Here is a 19,368-nt window from a genome sequence, read left to right as displayed (position 1 = left end):
CGCATCGGGGGTCAGGCGAGGGCGGCCGGGACCGTGGTCAGCACGTGGTCGACGATGCCGTAGTCCTTGGCCTGCTCGGCGGTGAACCAGCGGTCCCGGTCGAAGTCGGCCACGATCCGTTCGAGTGGCTGGCCGGTCCGTTCGCTGAGCAGCTGGGCCAGTTGCTCGCGGACCTGGACCATTTGCTCGGCCTGAATCCGGATGTCCGCCGCCGTACCGCCCATACCGCCTGACGGCTGGTGCATGAGAATCCGCGCGTGCGGCAGCGCGTACCGCTTGCCCGGCGTGCCACAGGCGAGCAACACCTGGCCCATCGAACCGGCCAGACCCATCGCGACCGTGACGACGTCGTTGCTGATGAAGCTCATCGTGTCGTAGATCGCCAGCCCGGCGGAGACCGATCCGCCGGGGGAGTTGATGTAGAGCCGGATGTCCCTCTTCGGATCCTCGGCGTTCAGCAGCAACAACTGCGCGCAGATCGCGTTGGCGTTCTCGTCGCGGACCTCCTCGCCCAGGACGACGATGCGCTGCCAGAGCAGCCGCTGGTAGATGTGCTGGTCGAGCCCGGTCGAATGCGTGTTCTCACTCATATTTCCAGCGTCGCCGCGAACGGCCTCCCGGCGGCCGAAATCTGCCCGTGGCAGATCTGCCTACCGCAGATCCTCTGCAGTGGCAGACTGGAGCACATCGTCCGGACCGAGGAGGGGCCAGTGCTGCTACGCCAGGTGATCGGGAACGTATTCCGGCGGATCCGGCTCGAGCGGGGCATCACCCTGCGCGAACTGGCCGAATTGGCCCAGGTGTCCGTGCCGTACCTCTCCGAGATCGAACGAGGCCGCAAGGAGCCGTCCTCGGAGATCCTGGCCGCGATCTGTCGCGCGCTGGGGCTCGATCTCACCGACCTGCTCGACGAGGTCCAATTCGATCTGGCCGCCTTCCGCGAGCCGCAGCGCCTTGAGACCACCTCGATCCAGGTCGCCACCGGCCCGTACGCCGCCACCTCCTACCGCTCCTCTACCCCCCAAGCCTTCGCTCTCGTCGCCTGACTTTTTCGCCTGACGCCTTCGGCCCAGCGCGGCGGTGTTCCGTGCGCGCCGGGTTGGCTGTTCCGGCGTGGCCGGGCAGGGTCGTGTGGTCGAGGCTGCGGCTGGTCGCATGTGTGGTTAGGCCGGATTGATCAGCTCCGGAGCCGGTTGCTGGCTGGTGAGCCAGTGCAGCAGCACCCGCCGGAACAGCTCCGGGTCCTCCGCGCTCCAGGCGTGATGCATGCCTGGAGCCACCCGTGCGGTCGCGTTCACCGCCCGGGAGGTCACCTCCGTCATGGCCTGGCGTATCACCTTCGGTTCCCGCTCACCCGCCAGCATCAGGATCGGCGTCCGCGTCCGCCGCAGGCCGTCGAGTTCCGCGGCGGCCACGCCGTCGTACACCTGGTCCAGCATCCGCCGAGCTGATACCCGGTCGATCCCCAGACCGGTCTCGACGAACGCCTCGACCGAGTCCGCCGGCATCCGGAAGGCCCGCGCCATCACTCGCCAGTACGACCGCGAGCCCCACCATCGCACTTGCACGATCCCCGCAGCCCTCGCCATCGAACCCAGCCCTCGGAGCGGCGCACCTGTGAGCATCGCGCTTTTGGCCAGTTCGGGATGACGTGCCACCAGGACAGTGCCGACCACGGCGCCGAGCGAAAGACCGACCACGTGCACGCGTCCGCCGTGAGCCCGTTCGCGAATGATCGCGGCCACCGCGTCCGCCACCTCGGCGAGGTTCGTCCAGGGCTCCGCGTTCGAGGCGGCAAAACCGGGCAGGTCCGGGATCAGGCTGTGGTGGTCGGGTAGCGAGGCGGCCAGGTCGTGCCACATCCACCCGGCGACGTTGCCGCCGTGCAGGAACAGAAGTGTCTCGTCGGCATCCGAATGCTGCTCCCGTACGAACATCACAAGGCCGCCACGAGTTCGCGATCCAGTTCGGCCAGCCAGCTGAGCTCGACCTCCAGATGCATGATGCCGTTGCGCAACGTCATCGCCCGCAGCCGATCGGCGTACGTCGTCTTGGGTGCCTCGACTGCCTGAAGCTCGTCGAGTCGTTCTTGCGCGAGCGTTCGGCGTTCCGCGACAAGCGTTCGCACCAGCTCGCGGTCGTCGGCCCGCCCGGCGAAGAAGATTCGCGCCAGAAACGCCTCGCGCGGCAGTTCGACCGGCACCGGCGAGCGCAGCCATGAATCCAGTTCGGCGGCGCCCGCCTTGGTCAGCCGGTACTCATGCCGATCCGGCCGGGACTGCTGGGCGATGACCTTCTCAGTCACGAGCCCGTCGCCGTGCAGCATGCCCAGGGTTCGGTAGATCTGCGACCGGTCGGCCGCCCAGAAGTGCCGCGCCGAGTTGTCGAAGGTCTTCTTCAGGTCGTACCCCGTCATCGGGCGCAGATCGAGCAGCCCGAGAATGGCGTGCTTAAGAGACATGTCTCATAGTCTACATCACACCTATGGCAACAAGCCGGTGAGCCGTTCGATCGAGATGCACGAGGTAAGGCAGCGTTCCTTCGCGTTGCCGAGCAGCTGCCCGGTCCAGCGGGTGAAGCCACCGTCGCCGAGCTCGGCATCCCCGCAGGCGACTCCAAGCGCCGTGCCGTCGTAGTACGCGGCGCTCTTGGTCCGTTCGACGTCCTCCGCCAGCTCGGGAATCGCCGGCTGTACGGTGTCGAGGATCCGCTCCCGCACGACGCCGCGTGCGGCCGCCGCCTTCCGTTCCTCCGTGGGAAAGGTCGTGAAGGTGAGACGAACCCGCTGATCCGGTACGAGTCGTCCGAGTACGTCGCGCCAGAAGCCGAGGTGGTCCAGCAACATCTCCGCTTCGGCCCGGCCCGATCCGAGATCCCGCCGGCTCGAGACCAACGCGAACAACTCGAAATGCGCGAACAGGCCCGGGCCATCGAGCGCCTGCGTACGCACCACTCGTTGACAGGTGGCCAGGTCGACCCGCTCCGCCCCGGCCTTCCGTCGTACGGCGGCCTCCAGGGCCAGGTTGTTCGTGGGATCGCTCGCCACCTCCGTACCGCGGATGGTGCTGAGCACGTTGTTCTGAGGCACGGTCGAGACGGCCGAGGTGACTCCGAGCGGCGCCACCGGCGAAAGCTCGACCCCTTCGAACCGCTCGGGCAGGGCCTCCCAGAGCGCGGCCCTGGTCCGGGCCAGCCGCCGCGGGTCCTGCTGGGCCGGCTGCACGAACCGGTCCTCGGCCCGCCGTTGCATCAACCGGGCAGGCGTCACCTTTGCCGCCCGGCTACGGCTCACGTCCAGCAGCACCGCTTGCAGGTCGGCCGGGCTCAAACCCTCACAAAGTCCTTCACGACTTCCCTCCGGTAGTGCAGCCCAGACCCTTCGTATCACCTCATCCATGTTCCAACCCTGCCGGACCTCCCCACCTCCCCGCAGCCCATTTGATGCGAGCTCTCTGGCTGCAGCCCATACGATGCGGGCTCCGCGCAGCTCACGTTGATCCGAGCCAACGCAGGCCCCGGCTAGGTGCACCGAAGCCTGCGTCTTGGCTAGAACGTCAGCGCAGCAGGTCGTTGACGTCGGAGAGCCGCTCACCGAGTAGGCGACGCAGCCCGTGGTCGACCGACTTGGCCGTCTTCGGTGCCAGCAAGCGGTGAACAAGCGAGCTGTTCGACTCCAGGTACTTGTCGACGGGCCCACGCACCGGGAACACCTTGGTCTCGCCGAGCAACGGCAGCGAAGGGCAGATGCTGTTGGGCGTGGTGGAGCCGTGAATCAGGTAGGTGTTCACGACACCGTCGACGCAAGGGTTGCCGACCGAGGCGTACTGCCCGTGGAAAGGCGAGTCGTCGACCCGAAGAACGTTGATGCCTTTCGCCTTGTCGGCCGCCGCCATGGCCTGCTCGTACGACGTTTGCGGGTCGAACTCGCTCTGAACCAGCAGAACGTTCTTCCGCACCGACGCGGGCAGGTTCGGCAGCTCCTGCAGCGGCTCATCCGTCCACGGACCGCACACCTCGCTGAGGCCGTACTGCCAGCCGAAGTACGGGTACTTCGGGCCCTGGCGGTCGCTCAACGCCTTGTACCACTGGACGGACTTGGTCGGCTGGTCGTTGCAGGCGACGGCGAATCGTGTCAGCGGGGCCGGGGCGTAGTCCGGTTCCTCGGCCACACCAGCAGGATGGCGAGCAGACCGATCAGCAGCCCGTCGATCGTCAGATGAACAAAACGACGGCCCAGCACCCTCGTCGCTTCGGTCCGTTCCGCGGCCACGACCACATTCTCGCATTCCAGCTCAGCTGGTATCGCTTGGTCCGTACGGTGGAGCCATGGAGGCTATGCAGTACGAGATCACGTTGCCCGCGGACTACGACATGGACATCATCCGGCGCCGGGTGGCGACGAACGGTCATCGAATGGACGACTTCGACGGACTCGGCGTGAAGGCGTACCTGGCTCGCGATGTCGCGAAGGGATCAGTGATCAACCAGTACGCGCCGTTCTACCTCTGGGCCGACCCGGCGGGCATGGCCCGCTTCCTCTGGGGCGGCGGTGGATTCGCCGGGATCTGCCGGGATTTCGGTCGTCCGCCGGTACGGCGCTGGGCCGGCGTGAGCTGTCTGGCCGGGCCTTCGCGGGCGGAGCCGGTGGTTGCCGCGACGCGACAACTGGAGCAGTTGCCCGCCGAGGTGGATCCGGACGGCCTGCTGGAGCTCGCGGAGCCCGGGCCCGGGATGCACACGACGGCGCTGGCGGTCGATCCGGCGACCTGGCAGGTGGTTCGATTCACCTTGTGGACGGTCGAACCACTCCTCGACGCGGGCACGCGGTACGACGTACTGCACGTGTCGGCGCCCGGGATCGAGAGGTTGTCCACAGGCTGACGGAAAGTCCTGGTTTCTGGCTTGGCGGCGACCTAGAGTCGGGGCATGAGATTCACGAGTCCACACCTTTGACGCCTTAGCCTGCCCCTGATCGCCTATCGGGCGATCGACGACTTCATCCCGTTGTATCCGCTGTACCAGTTGCTGTTCGCGGATCACGGGCTGTCCGCCACGCAGATCTCGACCCTGTTCATCATCTGGTCGACGACCGCGTTTGTGCTCGAAGTGCCTTCGGGTGCCTGGGCGGACATCTTCTCCCGGCGCCGCCTGCTTGTGCTCGGCGCCTTGCTCACCGGTGCGGGATACGCCGCCTGGGTGCTCTTCCCGTCGTACGGCGGATTCGCGGCCGGATTCGTGCTCTGGGGTGCGGGTTCTGCCTTGGCCTCGGGCACCTTCGAGGCCTTCGCGTACGACGAACTCGCGGCGCGCGGTGCCACCGAGCGTTACGCGGGTCTGATCGGCAGAGCCACCTCCGCGTCGTTCGTGCTGAACCTGGCGGCAACAGCCTTGGCGGCACCCTTGTTCGCCTCAGGTGGTTACCTCCTGGTCGGCTGGATCAGCGTGCTCGTCTGCGTGATCCAGGCCTTCGTCGCGCTCTGTCTGCCCGAGGCGGAACCGGTCGCCTCGGCTGACGAGACCGAGGAAGTCACCGCGAACCAGGCCAACGGCGTGGTCGGCCGATATCTGGCCATGCTGCGCAGTGGCCTGGCCGAGGTCGCGACGGTCCGGCTGGTTCGCCACGCGGTGATCCTGGTCGCGATCATGAGCGGATTCCTGGCCTTCGACGAGTACTTCCCGTTGCTGGCCAGGGATATGGGCGCCTCGACGACCATCGTGCCGATCCTGATCGCGATCACCGTCGCGGCCCAGGCCATCGGTAGTGCCTTGGCCGGACCGGCGAACCGGCTGCGCTCCGGTCCGATCGCCCTCGGGCTCGCGATGGCCGCGGGTCTGATCGCGATCGGTTCGCTCAGCGGTTCGACGGCCGGGTTCGTACCGATCGCGCTCGGATACGGCGGAATGCAGCTGGTCATCGTGGTGGCCGATGCCCGTCTGCAGGACGCGATCACCGGGCCGGCCCGGGCCACCGTCACGTCGGTATCGGGTCTGTTCTCCGAGGTGTTCGCCGTCGGGATCTACGCCGGTTTCGCCTTGGGCGGCCTTTGGTTCGGCATGCCGGTGCTGGTGGCCGCGCTGACCGTGCCGGTGGTGATCACGGCGTTCCTGCTGCCGCGGTGGTTGCCCGCCCGGAGTGAGGAGGTGGTCAGCCCAGATAGTTCCTGAGTGATTCGGCGAACCGCTGGACGAAGGCATCCTGCGTGCCTTCGTCCAGCACGTCCAGCGACAGGTACGGGTTGAGGTCTTCCACCTCCACCAGCAACAACCGGTCGTCGCGCGTTCGGCAGGCGTCGACGCGCTGAATGCCGTGATCGATGTCGTTCCACTCGATGAAGAGCCGGGCGAAGTCCAGGTCCGCCGCGGTCGGCTCGTACCGCTCGAGCTGCCAGCGGCGGTCCGGATCGGGGGCGTAGAGCGCGTACCGGAAGTCGTGGTCGATGAAGTAGAACGACACCTCGTACTGGAAGTCGATCAACGGCTGCACCAGCATGCCGTCCAAGTCGATCGTCGCCAGCGTCTCGCGATCGACCTTGCGCAGGCCGATCGACTCCGAACCCTGCTGCGGTTTCACCACGTAGCCAGTGGCTGTGGGCAACGAGTCGAGGTCGATATAGGTCGGAATGACCGGATAGTCCGCGGCGGTCAGATCGAGCAGGTACTGCTTGCCGATCATGTCCGCCTTGCCGGTCAGCTGGGGATAGACCCGCGCCTGCTGGGCGATCGCGGCGGCCCGGAATTCGCCGTACTCGCGCTGGTAGTCGATCACCGGCCCGCTGTTGCGGATCACCACGCCGTCGAAGGCGCCCATCAGCCGGACGGCGTCGACCGGATGACAGACGGCCAGATCGAAGTCGCGCCGCAGGCGGGCGGTGAGCCAGATGTCCTCGTCGCAGTACCGGCGGCCGTTGGCCTGGTAGGCGAGCTGGCTCAGATAGAGGATCTTCACGCCTCGATTATTCGGTGTCCACCGAAGTGTTCTGGCCATACGGTCGGGTCATGACGCTGACGCAGAAGCCGGCCACGACCCGGACCGGATTGCTCGCGGCCGGTGCCGCACTCATCACCGTGGTGCTCTGGGCCTCGGCCTTCGTGGCGATCCGGCACGTTGGACACGACTTCTCGGCGGGCGCCCTGTCGCTCGGGCGGCTGATCGTCGGCAGCGCCATCCTCGGCGCCTTCGTCTTCGCCCGCCGCCCGAAGCGCCTACCCGCGCCCGTCCCCCTCGAAGCCGGTACGACGTCCGAGCCCGATACGACGCTCACTGGTGCCTCGGGGCTTCGGGGCGACTCGGCGGCCGGGACGGGCTTGGCAGCCGGGGTCGGCTCGGCTGTGGCGCAGAGGTGGCCGGAGCGGCGGGACTGGCCGTTGTTGCTGGTGTGTGGCTTGCTGTGGTTCGGCGTCTACAACGTCGCCTTGAACGCGGCCGAGCAGCGTCTCGACGCCGGGACCGCCGCCATGCTCGTCAACATCGGCCCGCTGCTCATCGCCCTTCTCGCCGGGGTGCTGCTCAAGGAGGGATTCCCGCGCCGCCTGGTGATCGGCAGCGCTGTTGCCTTCGCAGGCGTACTGCTCATCGGTACGTCGTCCTCAACCGGCAAGGCCGAGACCTGGGGCGTAATCCTCTGCGTGCTCGCCGCCATCACCTACGCCATCGGCGTCGTCGCACAGAAGCCTCTGCTCGGGCGGTTGCCAGCGCTGCAGGTCACCTGGCTCGCCTGCACGATCGGCGCCGTCGCCTGTCTACCGTTTGCCCCGGCGCTGGTCCGCGAACTCTCGACGGCTAGTGCGTCCAGCATCTGGTGGGTCGTATTCCTCGGCGCCTTTCCGACGGCGCTCGCCTTCACCACCTGGGCGTACGCGCTGGCCCGCAGCAGCGCCGGCCGAATGGGTGCCACGACCTACCTGGTACCGCCGATCGCGATCGCCTTCGCCTGGCTGCTACTCGACGAAGTCCCCGCACCCCTCGCCTTCGCCGGTGGCGCCCTCTGCCTCGCGGGAGTAGCAATCTCCCGCCAACGCAAACCCGCCTAACTCAGGCCTTCAGATGCGGTGGTTCGGGCAGGTCAGGTGACCCGGTCCTGGGACCGGCCGGGGCCTAACCACCTCAGACGACGTACTCGGCGGCAAGATGTCGAGCGCGGTGTGCGGGGGGCCGCCGCTAAAGGTACGCCGAGCGCCTGTGCCAACGCGAGGACCTCCCGCCGACTAGTAACCGCCACCGCGGGCTCTTGCTCGTATGCGTAGGTCTGCTCCGGCCAACGGGCTTGCGAAGGGTGAACCAGTACATCCGCGCCAATCACCGGCACCGTCACATCCACCCGCCAAAACCTGCCCACGCCCGGGTCCCCTGGACGCAGCCGTCAGCTGGTCAGGAGGGTTACGGCGAGGGTGGTCATGATCAGGGCGATGGCGGTGTCTAGGAGTTGCCAGGCGCGGGGCTTGGCGAAGAGGGGACCGAGGCGGCGGGCGAGGAAGCCGAGGGAGAAGAACCAGGCGAAGCTGGCGGCTACGGAGCCGAGGCCGTAGTACCAGCGGCCGGTTTCGCCTTGCTGGTTGGCGAGGGCGCCGAGCAGTACGACGGTGTCGAGGTAGACGTGCGGGTTGAGGTACGTGAAGGCGAGACAGGTGAGCAGGGCCCGGGTCAACGTGGTCGGGGCCTGGTCGGCGGGCGCTAGCGCGCTGGGGCGGATGGCGCGGCGGGCGGCGAAGAGGGCGTAGCCGAACAGGAAGGCGGCTCCGGCGTACCGGGTGATCGTGAGGGCGGTCGGGTGGCCGGAGATCAGCGCGCCGAGTCCGGCGATTCCGCCCGCGATCAGCAGCGCGTCGGACAGTGCGCAGACCAGCACGATCGGCACCACGTGTTCCCGGCGCAGGCCTTGGCGGAGCACGAAGGCGTTCTGGGCACCGATGGCGACGATCAGCGAAAGGGTCATGGCAAAGCCGGTCAGGGCGGACATGTCTTGACCGTAGGTGTCACCGTCTGGCGAAACCAGCTAAAGATTCTCACTGTGCATTAGCCTGGCTAAGCCATGCAGATCGACTCCGGACAGCTCGCGACGTTTGCCGCCATCATCGAGGAAGGCAGTTTCGAGGCTGCCGCACGCCGGTTGAACGTCACTCCCGGCGCGATCAGCCAGCGCATGAAGGGCCTGGAGAGCCGGATCGGCCAGGTCCTGGTCCGGCGTACGAAACCTTGTACGGCGACCGACGCGGGCCAGGCGCTGATCCGGTTGGCCCGACAGGTTTCGCTGCTGGAGACCGAGGCGCTCGCGGCGGTCCGCGGTACGGCGGTGGGCGAGCGCGTTCCGATCGCGGTCAACGCCGACTCGCTCGCGGGCTGGTTCATGCCCGCGCTTTCGGCGATGCCCGCGGAGTTGACGGTGTACTTCGATCTGCGCGCGGAGGACCAGGACCACTCGGCCGAGTTGCTGCGGGACGGAACCGTGCTGGCTGCCGTGACCGCTGACCCGCAGGCCGTACAAGGTTGCCGGGTGCAACGACTCGGCAAGATGCGGTACCACGCGGTCGCCGCGCCGGCGTACGTCGAACGCTGGCTGGCCGGGCGCCCACCCGCGGAGGCACTCGCGGAGGCGCCGATGATCGTGTTCAACCGGAAGGACCAGTTGCAGCATCGGTTCCTGCGTACGGTCAGCCGGCGCCGGCTGGAACCGCCCGCGCACTACGTCCCGTCGACAGGGCCGTATATCGAGGCGATTCGCGCTGGCCTTGGCTGGGGAATGGCCGAGGACTACTACCTGACCGACGGCCGGCTGGTGAAACTCGAAGGCGGCCGGCCGGTCGACGTACCGCTGTATTGGCAGCACTGGAAGCTCGAGTCCCGGGTGCTCGACGCGCTCACCGCCGCGGTGCACGAGGCGGCCGCCAAGGGGTTGCGCTGAGCATTGCACATCCGTGCCAGACAGTCGTGCGATGCGGCGTTATGCTCCCGCCATGGGAAATCGCGAAGCACTGATCGACGGGGCTAAGCGCTGCCTGCGGGAGAAGGGTTTCACCCGGCCGACCGCGCGGGATATCGCGACGGCAGCCGGGGTGAGCCTTGCCGCGATCGGCTACCACTTCGGCTCGAAGGAGGCGCTGATGAAGGAGGCGCTGCGCGAGGCGATGGCGGAGTGGGGCGAGCAACTGGGCGACACGATGGTGGGTGGGCCGGCGCCGGAGGCGGAACCACGCGCGCGGTTCGAGCAGGGCTGGAACCAGGCGATCGAGGCGATGCCGGCCAGTCGGCCGTTGTGGTTGACCCAGTTCGAGATCCTCAGCCAGGCCGACCACCTGCCCGACGTACTGGCCTCGCTTGGTGGTCTTCAGGCTGATGCCCGGGCCGGGCTGGCCGAGATGTTCGGACCACTTGAGGCGGATGCCGACGAGGAGACCGTGCAGCTGGTCGGCGCGTTCTACCAGGTGATGATGCTGGGCGTGGCCGGAATGTGGCTGGCGGACCCGGCACAAACGCCGAGCGGCGCCGACTTGGCCCGCGCGCTGCGAGCCATCGCCGACCGCATCGGCGAGGATGATCCTGCACAAGCAACCACTGAAGGAGATTCATGAAGAAGGTCGTGCTCAGCGCGCTCGGGTTGCTGATGGTCGTCGCAGGTGTCGTCTGGACTCTGCAGGGACTCGGTTATGTCGGTGGCAGTTCGATGACGGGCCAGTCCTTCTGGGCCATCGTCGGACCGATCCTGGCTGGACTCGGGGTGGCGCTGCTCTACGTCACCTTCAAGCCGGCAGCCCGCCGCTAGCTCGGACGATTCGCCGGGTCTGACGAGTCGGTCAGCTCCGACGGATCCCATCGCATGGCCATGGGGTTGTCGTCGGGGACCAGGCCCGAGGCCATGATTTGACGGCTGATCGGCCGGACCAGCCGTTCCAGTTCGCCGGTCAGCTCCGGACCGAGCGCCCGCCAGGTCTGATCCGCGAGCCGGTCGGTGGTCGCCTCGACCTCCTGCCGTACGACGATCCCGGCCGGCGTCAGTTCGCCCGCGGTGTCGAGTAATCCCCGCTCGCGAAGGCCTTCCGCGGCCTCGGCCCACTCGTCGTCGCTCCACCGGCGGTTGAGCTGGAAGACCTCCTTCGACGGGCCGCCCGCAGCAGAGATGGTGAGACAGGCCTGCGCGGGGGTGAGCCCGGCCGTGACCAGAGCCGCGACATGACCGTCGCCGCGCGATTCCCGCAGGACCGTGGTCGCGTGCCAGAGGGCGAGGTGTGGTTCGTCCGGCCAGTCCAGGGCCGCGTTGGCCGCCGCGAGGGCCCGTCCGTCGACCGGAGCCAGCTCGGCCGCTTGCCGCGCAAGTTCCGCTGCGCGGGTCAACGCGTCCACCTCTGGGAGCTGACGTCGTACGGCGGTGTCGATGGCTTCCAGGCGAGTCTCGACCAGCTGCGCGGGCGTCGCGAACTCCCAGGCGGCGGGGATCGCGCGAGCCACCATCGACGGGTGGAAGCTGTAGAAGATCGAGGCGACCAGTTCGGGACCTACTGGGCCGAGAGGAGCCGCGCGGCACGCGAAGTAGCTCATCCAGCCGCCCTTGAGCCCGAGCGCGTCAGTGGCCTGACGGGTCTGCGGGGCGAAGTAGGTGATCGCGTGAAACGGCTCCAGGACTCGCCACATCCGGCGGGCGGTGGTCTCCACAGGCTGGCTCATGCTCCGATCCAAGCAGAAACCCGGCCGGCGTCACACGGCTCGCGTCACACGTCACATGGCCCTGGGGCACGCGGTTCGTGGTCAGACGAAGCGGTTCATGACGTGCAGGCCGACGTACCCGTGGGCTGGCGAGTGGAACGCCTCGGGCACCGTGCCGACCACCTCGAAGCCGAGGGACTTCCACAGCCCGACGGCGCGGGTGTTGGTCTCCACCACGGCGTTGAAGGTGATCGACCGGAAACCCTGCGCGCGGGACCAGTCGATCACGTACTGCCCGAGGGCCCGGCCGGTGCCGTGACCATGCCGGGCCGGATCGACCATGAAGCTCGCGCTGGCGACGTGAGCGCCGTTGCCCTCGCGGTTCCCGTATATGTTGGCGGTACCGAGTACGCCGCCGTCCGGATCGACCGCCACCACCACATGCGCCGGTGCCGGGAGCAACCAACGGCCGCGCGCGGTCTCTTCGGACATCTCCGGGTCGTACGCGTAGGTCTCGCCCGCCTTGATGATCTGCTGGAAGAACGGCCAGATGGCGGACCAGTCCGCCCGAGTGGCTTCGCGAATCTCCATGCCGGTCAGCATCTCTGGTCAGGCGTGGTCCCGCCACCGGTTTCCGCTGTCGCTGCTGGTGAGAACGGCACCAAGAGCACGGAAATGGCGTGGACCTTGACTATCGTGGATGGCGATGACTTCCTCCGTTGTCCAAGGGTTGCCGCGCTGGAGTCTGGCCGTGCCCCCGTTCGCCCTACTGATTCTCGCGGTCTCGTGGGGCCGCGACCTCGGCGCGGTCCTGCTGATCCTGGTCTGCGCGGGTCTGGGCGCCGCGGTCATCGCGGCGGTACATCACGCCGAGGTGGTGGCGCACAAGGTCGGCGAACCGTTCGGCACGTTGATCCTGGCCCTCGCGGTTACCGTGATCGAGGTCGCGCTGATCGTCACACTGATGGCCTCGGGTGGGGACAAGGCGGCTTCGCTGGCCAGGGACACGGTTTTCGCCGCGGTCATGATCACCTGCAACGGGATCGTGGGTCTGGCCCTGCTGGTCGGCGCGCTGCGGCATCACATCCAGGACTTCCGGATCCGGGCGTCTAGTAGCGCGTTGGCGGTCATGACGGCTCTGGTGACGCTCAGCCTGGTTCTACCGACTTTCACCACTAGTACGCCGGGCCCCACGTTCAGCTCGGCACAGCTCGCCTTCGCGGGTGTCTCGTCGCTGGTGATGTACGGCGTGTTCGTGTTCGTACAGACCGTTCGGCACCGGGACTACTTCCTCCCGGTCCTCGCGGACACTCCTGAGGTTCAACGCCATCGAGAGACGCCGGACCGCCGCCAAGCGTCTACCGCCCCGGAGCAGGGGGAGGGCCTGGAGGTGGTTGAGCGCGTTGTAGGTGACGACGAGTCGCTGGAGGACGACGAGTTGCATGCGCCCGCGCCAAGCCGCCAAACCGCGCTGATCAGTCTCGGCCTGCTCTTCCTCTGCCTGATCGCGGTAGTAGGTCTGGCCAAGACGGTCTCGCCCACGCTGGAATCAGCCGTCGCAGCGGCCGGCGCGCCAGTAGCCGTCGTCGGCGTCGCCATCGCGCTACTGGTGCTACTGCCCGAAACGGTGGCCGCGGTACGTGCAGCGCTGCGGAACCGCCTGCAGACGAGTCTCAACCTCGCGCTAGGTTCGGCGCTGGCGAGTATCGGGCTGACCATTCCGGCGCTCGCCATCGCGTCGATCTGGCTGGACGGCCCGCTCGTACTGGGGCTGGGTGGCAAGGAGATGGTGCTGTTCGCCCTCACCGTGGTGGTTAGCATGCTGACCCTGTCGACCGGCCGCGCCACGGTGCTTCAAGGCGCCGTACACCTGATGCTCTTCTCCTCCTTCCTCTTCCTCGCCGTCAGCCCCTGACCGCTGCTTGTCACCTCACCGCCGCGATGCGGTCACAAGCGTCCGATGAACGCCGACACGCCTGGTCACAAGCGTCCGATGACACGCCGGGGCATGGGCACAAGCGTCCGATGAATCCCGACACGCCTGGTCACAAGCGTCCGATGACACGCCGGGGCATGGCTTAGGGGTGGGGGAGGGTGGCTAGGTAGGTGGCGGTGGTGGGGTGGTTGTTGTGGGTGGCCCAGGTGGATGGGGTGGTGTTGTAGGTGGGGTCGCGGAGGGTGGGGTCCGCGCCTAGGGCGATGAGGGCCTTGACGGTGGGGAGGTCGCCGGCGAAGGCGGCTTCGTGCAGGGCGGTGGATCGGCCCATCACGTTGAGGTCGAAGCCCAGTTCCGCGAGAATCGGTAAGGCCTCCACCAAGCCCAGCTGCGCCGCCCGGATCGGCAGATACGGTTCGCGCGCGATCGCCCGCGCCGCCAGCCCCTTGTCCGCGGTCAACCGCACTACCGCGTCCCGATCCGCCCGCATTGTTGCCCGAAGCAACTGATGGACGTCGTCGAGCGGTACGGCGCCCGCCTCCCGCAACAGCTGGGCGATCTCAGAATGGCCGTGGATCTCCGCGAGTTCGTAGGCGCTGTGCCCGCGGAAGCCCGGGTGAGCCGTTCCGCGACCGTCGACGGCGACACCGGCATCAAGAACCAGGTGGACCCGTTCGAGCAGCCCGGCGGATGCGGCGTACACCAGTTCGTCTTCGAGTAGCTGGGCCGGTGTCGGATGGGCCGAGGTCAACCGCGCGTGCCAGGGACCGCCGTCGCCTTGGCCGAGGCCGAACTCGAGCAGGAGGCGGAGGTGGTCCGCGTTCGGCGGATTGCCACCCGGACCGCAGTTGTACATGGTCTGGCTGTCGTTCGCGTCGGCGCCCGCCTCGAGTAGGAGGCGCGCGAGTTCCAGGCGGTTGGCGTGCGGCGGAGGATCGCCTTCGCCGTACCCGAAGGCGCCGGTGAGTGCGGTGAAAGGCGAGGGCAACCCCTGCCACAGAAAGCCCGCGTTCGGGTCCGCTCCGTACGTCAGGAGCACCCGGGCCGCTGCCAGCGCGTCACCCCGCTCGATGCGCGAATAGGTCAGGTAGAGCAACGGCTCCCACTGGTACGGACCACCTTGCTGGTTGGCCAGCGACGGGTCGTTCGCCAGCACGGCGCGCAACGCCGCCGCCTCGCCGCTCGCCGCCATCGTGTAGATGTTGCTCCGGGCAACCTTCTCGATCAGCCCAGCGGCAAGGTCCCGGCGATGGGGATCGTCGCCCGCGTAGTACACGGTCGCCAGCCGGAGGAACTCGTCCTCGGGGGCGGCGGACGGATCACCGATGGGTTGGCGGTGAGGTGATCGCGTGTACCGCTCGACGGTTCCCAGGTGCCGGACGAGCCGGGACCAGCTGGCAAATCCGTACCGGCGGGCGGTGATCAGCTGAGCATCCGCGAGTCGCGGAACCGCCGGGCGATAGAACTCCGCGGCTAGCGCGAGCGCGTCTGGATCGTTGGCGCGCAACGCGCGGAGCAGGGATTTGGCCTGCTTCTTCAGGTGGTCCAGGCGCGGACTGTCGGGCAGGTTCAAGGTCGGCATCAGCGACCTCCTCTCTGAGGCCTGCCGTCCGCGTCATCAGGCGAGAAAGGAGGTTGGCCGAACGGCAACACCCTTGTTTCGCCAGGTGGGCTGAGCCCTTCCCGCGGACCGGTGGCACCCTGAGCGCCTACCGGCATCGTAACCGGCGGGCGCTCCGGTGTCAGGCGATCACTTGCGCTGAAGCAGCAGGGCCACCACGGCAACGCCCGCGGCGGCGCAGATCAGGACCAGCAGGGCGCCGATCACCCAGAGGCCGTCCGCGTTGTCGCCGGTGGCCGCGTCGATCGCGAACACGAGGGCCAGCGTGGCGGGAATGACCTCGATCGCCAGCAGCGCCTTGCCGGCCCGGCCCATGATCGCGGCCAGGATGCCGATCACGACCGCCAGCGAGATCGCCTGCCACGCCTCGTACGGGCCGGTCTCGCGTCCGGTCGCCGGATCGAGGGTCTTCTCCGCGTGCCAGCCGAGCAAGGCCAGATACGCGACCACCGTCGCCACCGCCGCGCCTACCGCCCACACCACGGGCGAACCGCCCTTGACCGCCATCCTCTGCTCGCTCATCCCCCCATCCTGCCGCGCCTCGCCGCGCACCCAACCGCACCCTGCCCGCGTGTCCCCTCGCAGCCGGACGCACCGCACGTCCCGCACCCGGCCCGACCTGCCGCGTGTCCTGCACCTCGGCCCGACGCAACGCGAGTCCTCTTGAAGCCGGACGTACGGCGGACCCCGCTCGACGTACCGTGCAATGACCTGGACCTGGTGACGTACGACGATGACCCGCGGGACGACCTGGACGTGCTGGCCCGGCCGAGCGCGGTGGTGATCGCCGGACAGCGCGTGCGCTGACCAGCCAGAAAAGACGCCGACAAGAGGCCCGGCCAAAGGCCCGAAAATAACGCTATTCGCCGGTTCGGCCGTCGATGCGTTCGCGCAGCAGATCGGCGTGGCCGTTGTGGCGGGCGTACTCCTCGATCATGTGGACGTAGATCCAGCGCAGCGAGATCGGGCCCGGACGGTTGGGATTCGGGTGGGTGAAAACGTCGTCGAGGTCCAGATCGCGTGCGGCCTCGTCGGCGGCGGCGATCTCGGCCCTGAGGATGGCGAGGTCCTCCTCAGCCCGGTTCGGGTCCACCAGATCGAAGTCGCCGTCGGGGTGTTCGTCGGTCCACGCGCGCGGTTCGACCGCCTGGCGGCCGGCGATCTTGCGGAACCACCAGCGCTCGACCTCGGCCATGTGCCGGACCAGTCCGAGCAGGGTCATCGTGGACGGTTGCGCACTCCGTGTAACCAGCTGATCACCTGACAGACCCGCGCATTTCCACTGCAAGGTGCCCCGGTGGAAGTCGAGCCAGCGGCTCAGCATCTCGCGTTCGCCAGCGATCAAAGGCGCCCTGAGCCGGTCGTCCGGGAACTCGGTATTCGTCACGGCCGGACGTTACCAAGCCGATGCCGTACACTATGAGTGACGGTCCGCCCAGTTCTGCCTCGGGCCGCTTCGCTGTCGACCACCACGCGCCGCGGTCACACCTGACTGCGCCGGGCAGGACGACCCCTCGACTTTCTGGAGTACCTATGGCGGCCCGCCGCCCCAGTGAAACCCGCACGCCCACTGCCCAATCCACCGCTCCTCGCGGCACCGACCGGCCTCGCCGTCGCCGCCGCAGCGGTAGCACCCCGAACACCGGCGCCCCGCGCGCCACCGGCACCGAGACGCGTGCCACCGGCACCGTGACGACGGAATCCGTCGCCGCGGTGACGACGTACGACCAGGTCAGCGACGTGCCGGCGGATGTGAGCTTCGCCGAGCTCGGGCTGTCCGACCGGTTGATCCAGGCCCTCGCGGCCAACGGCATCGACCAGCCCTTCCCGATCCAGGCGGCCACGCTGCCCGACTCGCTGTCCGGGCGCGACGTGCTCGGCCGCGGCCGGACCGGCTCGGGCAAGACCTACGCCTTCCTGTTGCCGCTGCTCGCGCGTCTCGCCGAGAGCGGCACCAAGCGCCAGCCGAACCGGCCGCGCGCCCTGATCCTCGCGCCGACCCGGGAACTGGCCACCCAGATCCAGGCCTCGGTCGCGCCGCTCGCGGACGCGCTGCGAATGAAGACGATGACGATCTTCGGTGGCGTCGGGCACGGCCCGCAGATCACCGGTCTGCGCAACGGCGTCGACATCGTGATCGCCTGCCCCGGCCGCCTCGAGGACCACGTCAAGGAGGGCCACGCCCGCCTCGACGCGGTTGAGGTGACCGTGCTGGACGAGGCCGATCACATGGCCGATCTCGGCTTCCTGCCCGCGGTTCGCCGCCTGCTGGAGAAGACCCCGCCGAACGGTCAGCGCCTGCTCTTCTCGGCGACGCTCGACGCCGGTGTCGACGTACTGGTCAAGCGGTTCATGACCAACCCGATCACGCACAGCGTCGATTCGGCGCAGTCGCCGGTCGCGAAGATGTCGCACCACGTGCTGCACGTGCAGGCCGACACCCGGCTGCCGGTGCTGGTCGACCTGACCGCCGCACCCGGCCGCACACTGGTCTTCACCCGCACCAAGTACGGCGCGAAGTCGCTGACCAAGAAGCTCATCTCCTCGGGCGTGCCCGCGGTCGAGCTGCACGGCAACCTGTCGCAAGGCGCGCGGACGCGGAACCTGGAGGCCTTCTCCGACGGTTCGGCGACCACGCTGGTGGCGACGGACATCGCGGCCCGCGGTATTCACGTGGACGACGTCACCCTCGTCATTCACGCCGATCCGCCGATCGAGCACAAGGCCTACCTGCACCGCTCGGGCCGGACCGCCCGCGCCGGTGCCGAGGGCACGGTGGTCACGCTGATGACCGACGACCAGGTTCGCGACGTGCGGGACCTGACCCGCAAGGCCGGTATCGCCGCCAAGGTCACCCGCCTGCGTGTGGGCGACCCGCTGCTGGCCGAACTGGCCCCCGGCGAGCGCACCTTCGTCACGCCGGTGGCGCCCGTCGCCACCGACAAGGTGGTACGACGTACCGCGGGTGCCGGCGCCGGTGGCGGTCGTGGCGGCGGTCGCCGTCGTGGCGCTGGTGGCGCGGGCAAGCCCAAGGCCGAGGCCGGTACGGCGCGTGCCGCGTCGGGCTCGACCGGCTCGGGCCGTTCCAGCCGTTCCGGTTCGGGCCGGGCGGGAGCCACTGCCGGCGGTTCCGGCGCGGGTCGCTCGGGTGGTGGCGCTCGTAGCGGTGCGAGCCGGGGTAAGGCGAGCGCGGCGCCCAAGTCGTACTCGACCACCACCCCGGGCGCGTCCAGCCGTCCGTCCGGTGCCGCGGCCTTCTCGTCCGCGAGCCGCACCGGTCGCCGCTGACCTTCCTAGCTGTACACGTTCGAAGAACCCGGGATGCGCATCCCGGGTTCTTCGGCGTTACGGGGCAGCCGGTGGCTCGGTGAGCAGGCCGAGCTGGCGGGACTGGGCGACGAGATCGCCCTTGCTGTCCCAGATCTCGAAGTCCTCTTCGTGCAAGCCGTCGATCACGTAGCGGGTGGACACCCGGCAGGCGAGCCAGCCCGGCGCGGGCCGGGCCCGCAGGTGCACGGTCAGCTCGATCGTGGACGAGTTCAGTACGCCAAAATCCAGTACCGCCGGGGCCGCGCTGTCCACCAGCGCCGCCAGGCCTACGCCATCCGGCTCGTGGCCGTCGATGAACCGCACCCAGAACTCGCTCGTCGGCGCGTGCCCGGGCTTACCACGGAACCACCCTGGCACCTCGGCGTACCGGAACTCGAAGCGGTCCACGACGGTGACACCCGGTACGCCGCCTGGCGGAATCGGGTTCACGCAGTCCTCGGGCGCGGGTAGTTCCGGCGCCTGGCCGAGGATCGCCGTACGGCCGGCGGTCTGCCCGAAGTCCAGGTACGACGCCGTGAGCCGGATGACCTCCTTGCCGTCCTGGCTCAGGCGCGCCTCGCCCGTCGCCACCCGGCGGCCCGCGCGAACCACCGAGGTCTGGATCGTGGCGGGCCCGATCAGGCCCGGCCGGAGGAAGAACGCCGACACCACCAGCGGATCCGGCTGCGGCAGTTCCGCGCTGAGGGCGCGCAGGGCGATGGCCAGCAGATGACCGCCGTTCGGCCGGCCGGAGACGGCGTTCCAGCGGTCGGTCACGGTGGCGGTGTAAACGCCGTCGCCGGTGGATTCGACCGCGGTATCGGTCTCGAACTCGCTCATTCAGCCCCCAAGATCGGTGATCGCAAC

General features: G+C 68.4%; 23 protein-coding genes. 10 read left to right on the top strand and 13 right to left on the bottom strand.

What is annotated here, in order from left to right; all coding sequences use genetic code 11:
* Positions 1–11: 11 nt before the first annotated feature.
* Positions 12–590, bottom strand: coding sequence for a ClpP family protease (locus ACFFGN_RS12405; RefSeq protein WP_380046685.1), 579 nt, complete (start codon positions 588–590; stop codon positions 12–14).
* Between ACFFGN_RS12405 and ACFFGN_RS12400 the strand changes: the two genes are divergently transcribed.
* A complete protein-coding gene (locus ACFFGN_RS12400; protein WP_380046683.1) occupies positions 573–1,046 on the top strand; it encodes a helix-turn-helix domain-containing protein in 474 nt (157 codons plus the stop codon). The two genes, ACFFGN_RS12405 and ACFFGN_RS12400, sit on opposite strands and share 18 nt — an antisense overlap.
* 117 nt (positions 1,047–1,163) lie before the next feature.
* On the opposite strand, the gene ACFFGN_RS12395 is transcribed toward ACFFGN_RS12400, so the two are convergent.
* The 4 genes from ACFFGN_RS12395 to ACFFGN_RS12380 form a co-directional block, all read right to left on the bottom strand.
* A complete protein-coding gene (locus tag ACFFGN_RS12395) occupies positions 1,164–1,937 on the bottom strand; it encodes an alpha/beta fold hydrolase (protein WP_380046681.1) in 774 nt (257 codons plus the stop codon).
* On the bottom strand, positions 1,937–2,461 hold the full coding sequence (locus ACFFGN_RS12390) for a PadR family transcriptional regulator (protein WP_380046679.1): 525 nt from the start codon (positions 2,459–2,461) through the stop codon (positions 1,937–1,939). The genes ACFFGN_RS12395 and ACFFGN_RS12390 overlap by 1 nt, the downstream gene beginning before the upstream one ends.
* A gap of 21 nt (positions 2,462–2,482) precedes the next feature.
* Positions 2,483–3,328 (bottom strand): hypothetical protein, encoded by an 846-nt coding sequence (locus ACFFGN_RS12385; RefSeq protein ID WP_380046677.1) that lies wholly within the window; start codon positions 3,326–3,328, stop codon positions 2,483–2,485.
* A 226-nt stretch (positions 3,329–3,554) separates the two neighbouring features.
* Positions 3,555–4,169, bottom strand: a complete 615-nt coding sequence (locus ACFFGN_RS12380; RefSeq protein WP_380046675.1) for an alpha/beta hydrolase — start codon at positions 4,167–4,169, stop codon at positions 3,555–3,557.
* A 157-nt stretch (positions 4,170–4,326) separates the two neighbouring features.
* Here ACFFGN_RS12380 and ACFFGN_RS12375 point away from each other — a divergent pair, with 157 nt between their 5' ends.
* Together ACFFGN_RS12375 and ACFFGN_RS12370 are read left to right on the top strand one after the other, a co-directional pair.
* On the top strand, positions 4,327–4,881 hold the full coding sequence (locus ACFFGN_RS12375) for a DUF4865 family protein (protein WP_380046673.1): 555 nt from the start codon (positions 4,327–4,329) through the stop codon (positions 4,879–4,881).
* Between the two features lie 123 nt (positions 4,882–5,004).
* A complete protein-coding gene (locus tag ACFFGN_RS12370) occupies positions 5,005–6,165 on the top strand; it encodes an MFS transporter (RefSeq protein ID WP_380046671.1) in 1,161 nt (386 codons plus the stop codon).
* On the opposite strand, the gene ACFFGN_RS12365 is transcribed toward ACFFGN_RS12370, so the two are convergent.
* The gene (locus ACFFGN_RS12365; protein WP_380046669.1) at positions 6,146–6,946 is read right to left on the bottom strand and encodes an ATP-grasp domain-containing protein; all 801 of its coding nucleotides are present in this window, start codon (positions 6,944–6,946) and stop codon (positions 6,146–6,148) included. The genes ACFFGN_RS12370 and ACFFGN_RS12365 overlap by 20 nt on opposite strands.
* Positions 6,947–6,996: 50 nt before the next feature.
* Here ACFFGN_RS12365 and ACFFGN_RS12360 point away from each other — a divergent pair, with 50 nt between their 5' ends.
* Complete coding sequence (locus ACFFGN_RS12360; RefSeq protein WP_380046667.1) at positions 6,997–8,031, top strand: DMT family transporter; 1,035 nt, start codon at positions 6,997–6,999, stop codon at positions 8,029–8,031.
* 329 nt (positions 8,032–8,360) lie between these two features.
* On the opposite strand, the gene ACFFGN_RS12355 is transcribed toward ACFFGN_RS12360, so the two are convergent.
* Positions 8,361–8,957: a LysE/ArgO family amino acid transporter gene (locus ACFFGN_RS12355; protein ID WP_380046665.1), complete on the bottom strand. Its 597-nt coding sequence runs from the start codon at positions 8,955–8,957 to the stop codon at positions 8,361–8,363.
* Positions 8,958–9,029: 72 nt separating this feature from the next.
* Here ACFFGN_RS12355 and ACFFGN_RS12350 point away from each other — a divergent pair, with 72 nt between their 5' ends.
* The 3 genes from ACFFGN_RS12350 to ACFFGN_RS12340 are packed head-to-tail and all read left to right on the top strand — an operon-like array spanning position 9,030 to position 10,757.
* Positions 9,030–9,899 carry a LysR family transcriptional regulator ArgP gene (locus ACFFGN_RS12350; RefSeq protein ID WP_380046663.1) on the top strand — a complete coding sequence of 290 codons (870 nt, stop codon included), beginning with the start codon at positions 9,030–9,032 and terminating at the stop codon, positions 9,897–9,899.
* A 52-nt stretch (positions 9,900–9,951) separates the two neighbouring features.
* Complete coding sequence (locus ACFFGN_RS12345; RefSeq protein WP_380046661.1) at positions 9,952–10,566, top strand: TetR/AcrR family transcriptional regulator; 615 nt, start codon at positions 9,952–9,954, stop codon at positions 10,564–10,566.
* Positions 10,563–10,757, top strand: coding sequence for a hypothetical protein (locus ACFFGN_RS12340; protein WP_380046659.1), 195 nt, complete (start codon positions 10,563–10,565; stop codon positions 10,755–10,757). Before ACFFGN_RS12345 ends, ACFFGN_RS12340 begins: the two co-directional genes overlap by 4 nt.
* On the opposite strand, the gene ACFFGN_RS12335 is transcribed toward ACFFGN_RS12340, so the two are convergent.
* Together ACFFGN_RS12335 and ACFFGN_RS12330 are read right to left on the bottom strand one after the other, a co-directional pair.
* Complete coding sequence (locus tag ACFFGN_RS12335; RefSeq protein ID WP_380046657.1) at positions 10,754–11,656, bottom strand: SCO6745 family protein; 903 nt, start codon at positions 11,654–11,656, stop codon at positions 10,754–10,756. The genes ACFFGN_RS12340 and ACFFGN_RS12335 overlap by 4 nt on opposite strands.
* 81 nt (positions 11,657–11,737) lie before the next feature.
* The gene (locus ACFFGN_RS12330) at positions 11,738–12,226 is read right to left on the bottom strand and encodes a GNAT family N-acetyltransferase (protein ID WP_380046655.1); all 489 of its coding nucleotides are present in this window, start codon (positions 12,224–12,226) and stop codon (positions 11,738–11,740) included.
* A gap of 115 nt (positions 12,227–12,341) precedes the next feature.
* Here ACFFGN_RS12330 and ACFFGN_RS12325 point away from each other — a divergent pair, with 115 nt between their 5' ends.
* Positions 12,342–13,550, top strand: coding sequence for a calcium:cation antiporter (locus ACFFGN_RS12325; RefSeq protein ID WP_380046653.1), 1,209 nt, complete (start codon positions 12,342–12,344; stop codon positions 13,548–13,550).
* Positions 13,551–13,713: 163 nt separating this feature from the next.
* On the opposite strand, the gene ACFFGN_RS12320 is transcribed toward ACFFGN_RS12325, so the two are convergent.
* Positions 13,714–15,153 carry an ankyrin repeat domain-containing protein gene (locus ACFFGN_RS12320; protein WP_380046651.1) on the bottom strand — a complete coding sequence of 480 codons (1,440 nt, stop codon included), beginning with the start codon at positions 15,151–15,153 and terminating at the stop codon, positions 13,714–13,716.
* A gap of 168 nt (positions 15,154–15,321) precedes the next feature.
* Positions 15,322–15,714, bottom strand: a complete 393-nt coding sequence (locus tag ACFFGN_RS12315; RefSeq protein ID WP_380046649.1) for a hypothetical protein — start codon at positions 15,712–15,714, stop codon at positions 15,322–15,324.
* A gap of 141 nt (positions 15,715–15,855) precedes the next feature.
* Between ACFFGN_RS12315 and ACFFGN_RS12310 the strand changes: the two genes are divergently transcribed.
* A complete protein-coding gene (locus tag ACFFGN_RS12310; protein WP_380046647.1) occupies positions 15,856–15,999 on the top strand; it encodes a hypothetical protein in 144 nt (47 codons plus the stop codon).
* A gap of 52 nt (positions 16,000–16,051) precedes the next feature.
* Here the strand turns inward: ACFFGN_RS12310 and ACFFGN_RS12305 are convergent, their stop codons facing one another.
* Positions 16,052–16,579 (bottom strand): DinB family protein, encoded by a 528-nt coding sequence (locus ACFFGN_RS12305; RefSeq protein WP_380046645.1) that lies wholly within the window; start codon positions 16,577–16,579, stop codon positions 16,052–16,054.
* Positions 16,580–16,725: 146 nt separating this feature from the next.
* Here ACFFGN_RS12305 and ACFFGN_RS12300 point away from each other — a divergent pair, with 146 nt between their 5' ends.
* The gene (locus tag ACFFGN_RS12300; protein WP_380046643.1) at positions 16,726–18,480 is read left to right on the top strand and encodes a DEAD/DEAH box helicase; all 1,755 of its coding nucleotides are present in this window, start codon (positions 16,726–16,728) and stop codon (positions 18,478–18,480) included.
* Between the two features lie 57 nt (positions 18,481–18,537).
* Here ACFFGN_RS12300 and ACFFGN_RS12295 read toward each other — a convergent pair whose 3' ends face one another.
* The gene (locus tag ACFFGN_RS12295) at positions 18,538–19,341 is read right to left on the bottom strand and encodes a thioesterase family protein (protein WP_380046641.1); all 804 of its coding nucleotides are present in this window, start codon (positions 19,339–19,341) and stop codon (positions 18,538–18,540) included.
* Positions 19,342–19,368: the final 27 nt, after the last annotated feature.

This window comes from Kribbella deserti (assembly GCF_042434725.1).
Classification (GTDB): domain Bacteria; phylum Actinomycetota; class Actinomycetes; order Propionibacteriales; family Kribbellaceae; genus Kribbella; species Kribbella deserti.
The sequence above is the reverse complement of the archived record's forward strand: the minus strand, read 5'-3'. Positions and strand labels throughout refer to the sequence as shown.

Coding starts and splice junctions, on each gene's coding strand:
- ACFFGN_RS12400 (WP_380046683.1), top strand. CDS start 573: ATGCGTGTTCTCACTCATATTTCCAGCGTCGCCGCGAACGGCCTCCCG.
- ACFFGN_RS12395 (WP_380046681.1), bottom strand. CDS start 1,937: ATGTTCGTACGGGAGCAGCATTCGGATGCCGACGAGACACTTCTGTTC.
- ACFFGN_RS12320 (WP_380046651.1), bottom strand. CDS start 15,153: ATGCCGACCTTGAACCTGCCCGACAGTCCGCGCCTGGACCACCTGAAG.
- ACFFGN_RS12315 (WP_380046649.1), bottom strand. CDS start 15,714: ATGAGCGAGCAGAGGATGGCGGTCAAGGGCGGTTCGCCCGTGGTGTGG.
- ACFFGN_RS12405 (WP_380046685.1), bottom strand. CDS start 590: ATGAGTGAGAACACGCATTCGACCGGGCTCGACCAGCACATCTACCAG.
- ACFFGN_RS12345 (WP_380046661.1), top strand. CDS start 9,952: ATGGGAAATCGCGAAGCACTGATCGACGGGGCTAAGCGCTGCCTGCGG.
- ACFFGN_RS12350 (WP_380046663.1), top strand. CDS start 9,030: ATGCAGATCGACTCCGGACAGCTCGCGACGTTTGCCGCCATCATCGAG.
- ACFFGN_RS12335 (WP_380046657.1), bottom strand. CDS start 11,656: ATGAGCCAGCCTGTGGAGACCACCGCCCGCCGGATGTGGCGAGTCCTG.
- ACFFGN_RS12295 (WP_380046641.1), bottom strand. CDS start 19,341: ATGAGCGAGTTCGAGACCGATACCGCGGTCGAATCCACCGGCGACGGC.
- ACFFGN_RS12325 (WP_380046653.1), top strand. CDS start 12,342: ATGACTTCCTCCGTTGTCCAAGGGTTGCCGCGCTGGAGTCTGGCCGTG.
- ACFFGN_RS12375 (WP_380046673.1), top strand. CDS start 4,327: ATGGAGGCTATGCAGTACGAGATCACGTTGCCCGCGGACTACGACATG.
- ACFFGN_RS12390 (WP_380046679.1), bottom strand. CDS start 2,461: ATGTCTCTTAAGCACGCCATTCTCGGGCTGCTCGATCTGCGCCCGATG.
- ACFFGN_RS12355 (WP_380046665.1), bottom strand. CDS start 8,957: ATGTCCGCCCTGACCGGCTTTGCCATGACCCTTTCGCTGATCGTCGCC.
- ACFFGN_RS12330 (WP_380046655.1), bottom strand. CDS start 12,226: ATGGAGATTCGCGAAGCCACTCGGGCGGACTGGTCCGCCATCTGGCCG.
- ACFFGN_RS12360 (WP_380046667.1), top strand. CDS start 6,997: ATGACGCTGACGCAGAAGCCGGCCACGACCCGGACCGGATTGCTCGCG.
- ACFFGN_RS12340 (WP_380046659.1), top strand. CDS start 10,563: ATGAAGAAGGTCGTGCTCAGCGCGCTCGGGTTGCTGATGGTCGTCGCA.
- ACFFGN_RS12300 (WP_380046643.1), top strand. CDS start 16,726: ATGGCGGCCCGCCGCCCCAGTGAAACCCGCACGCCCACTGCCCAATCC.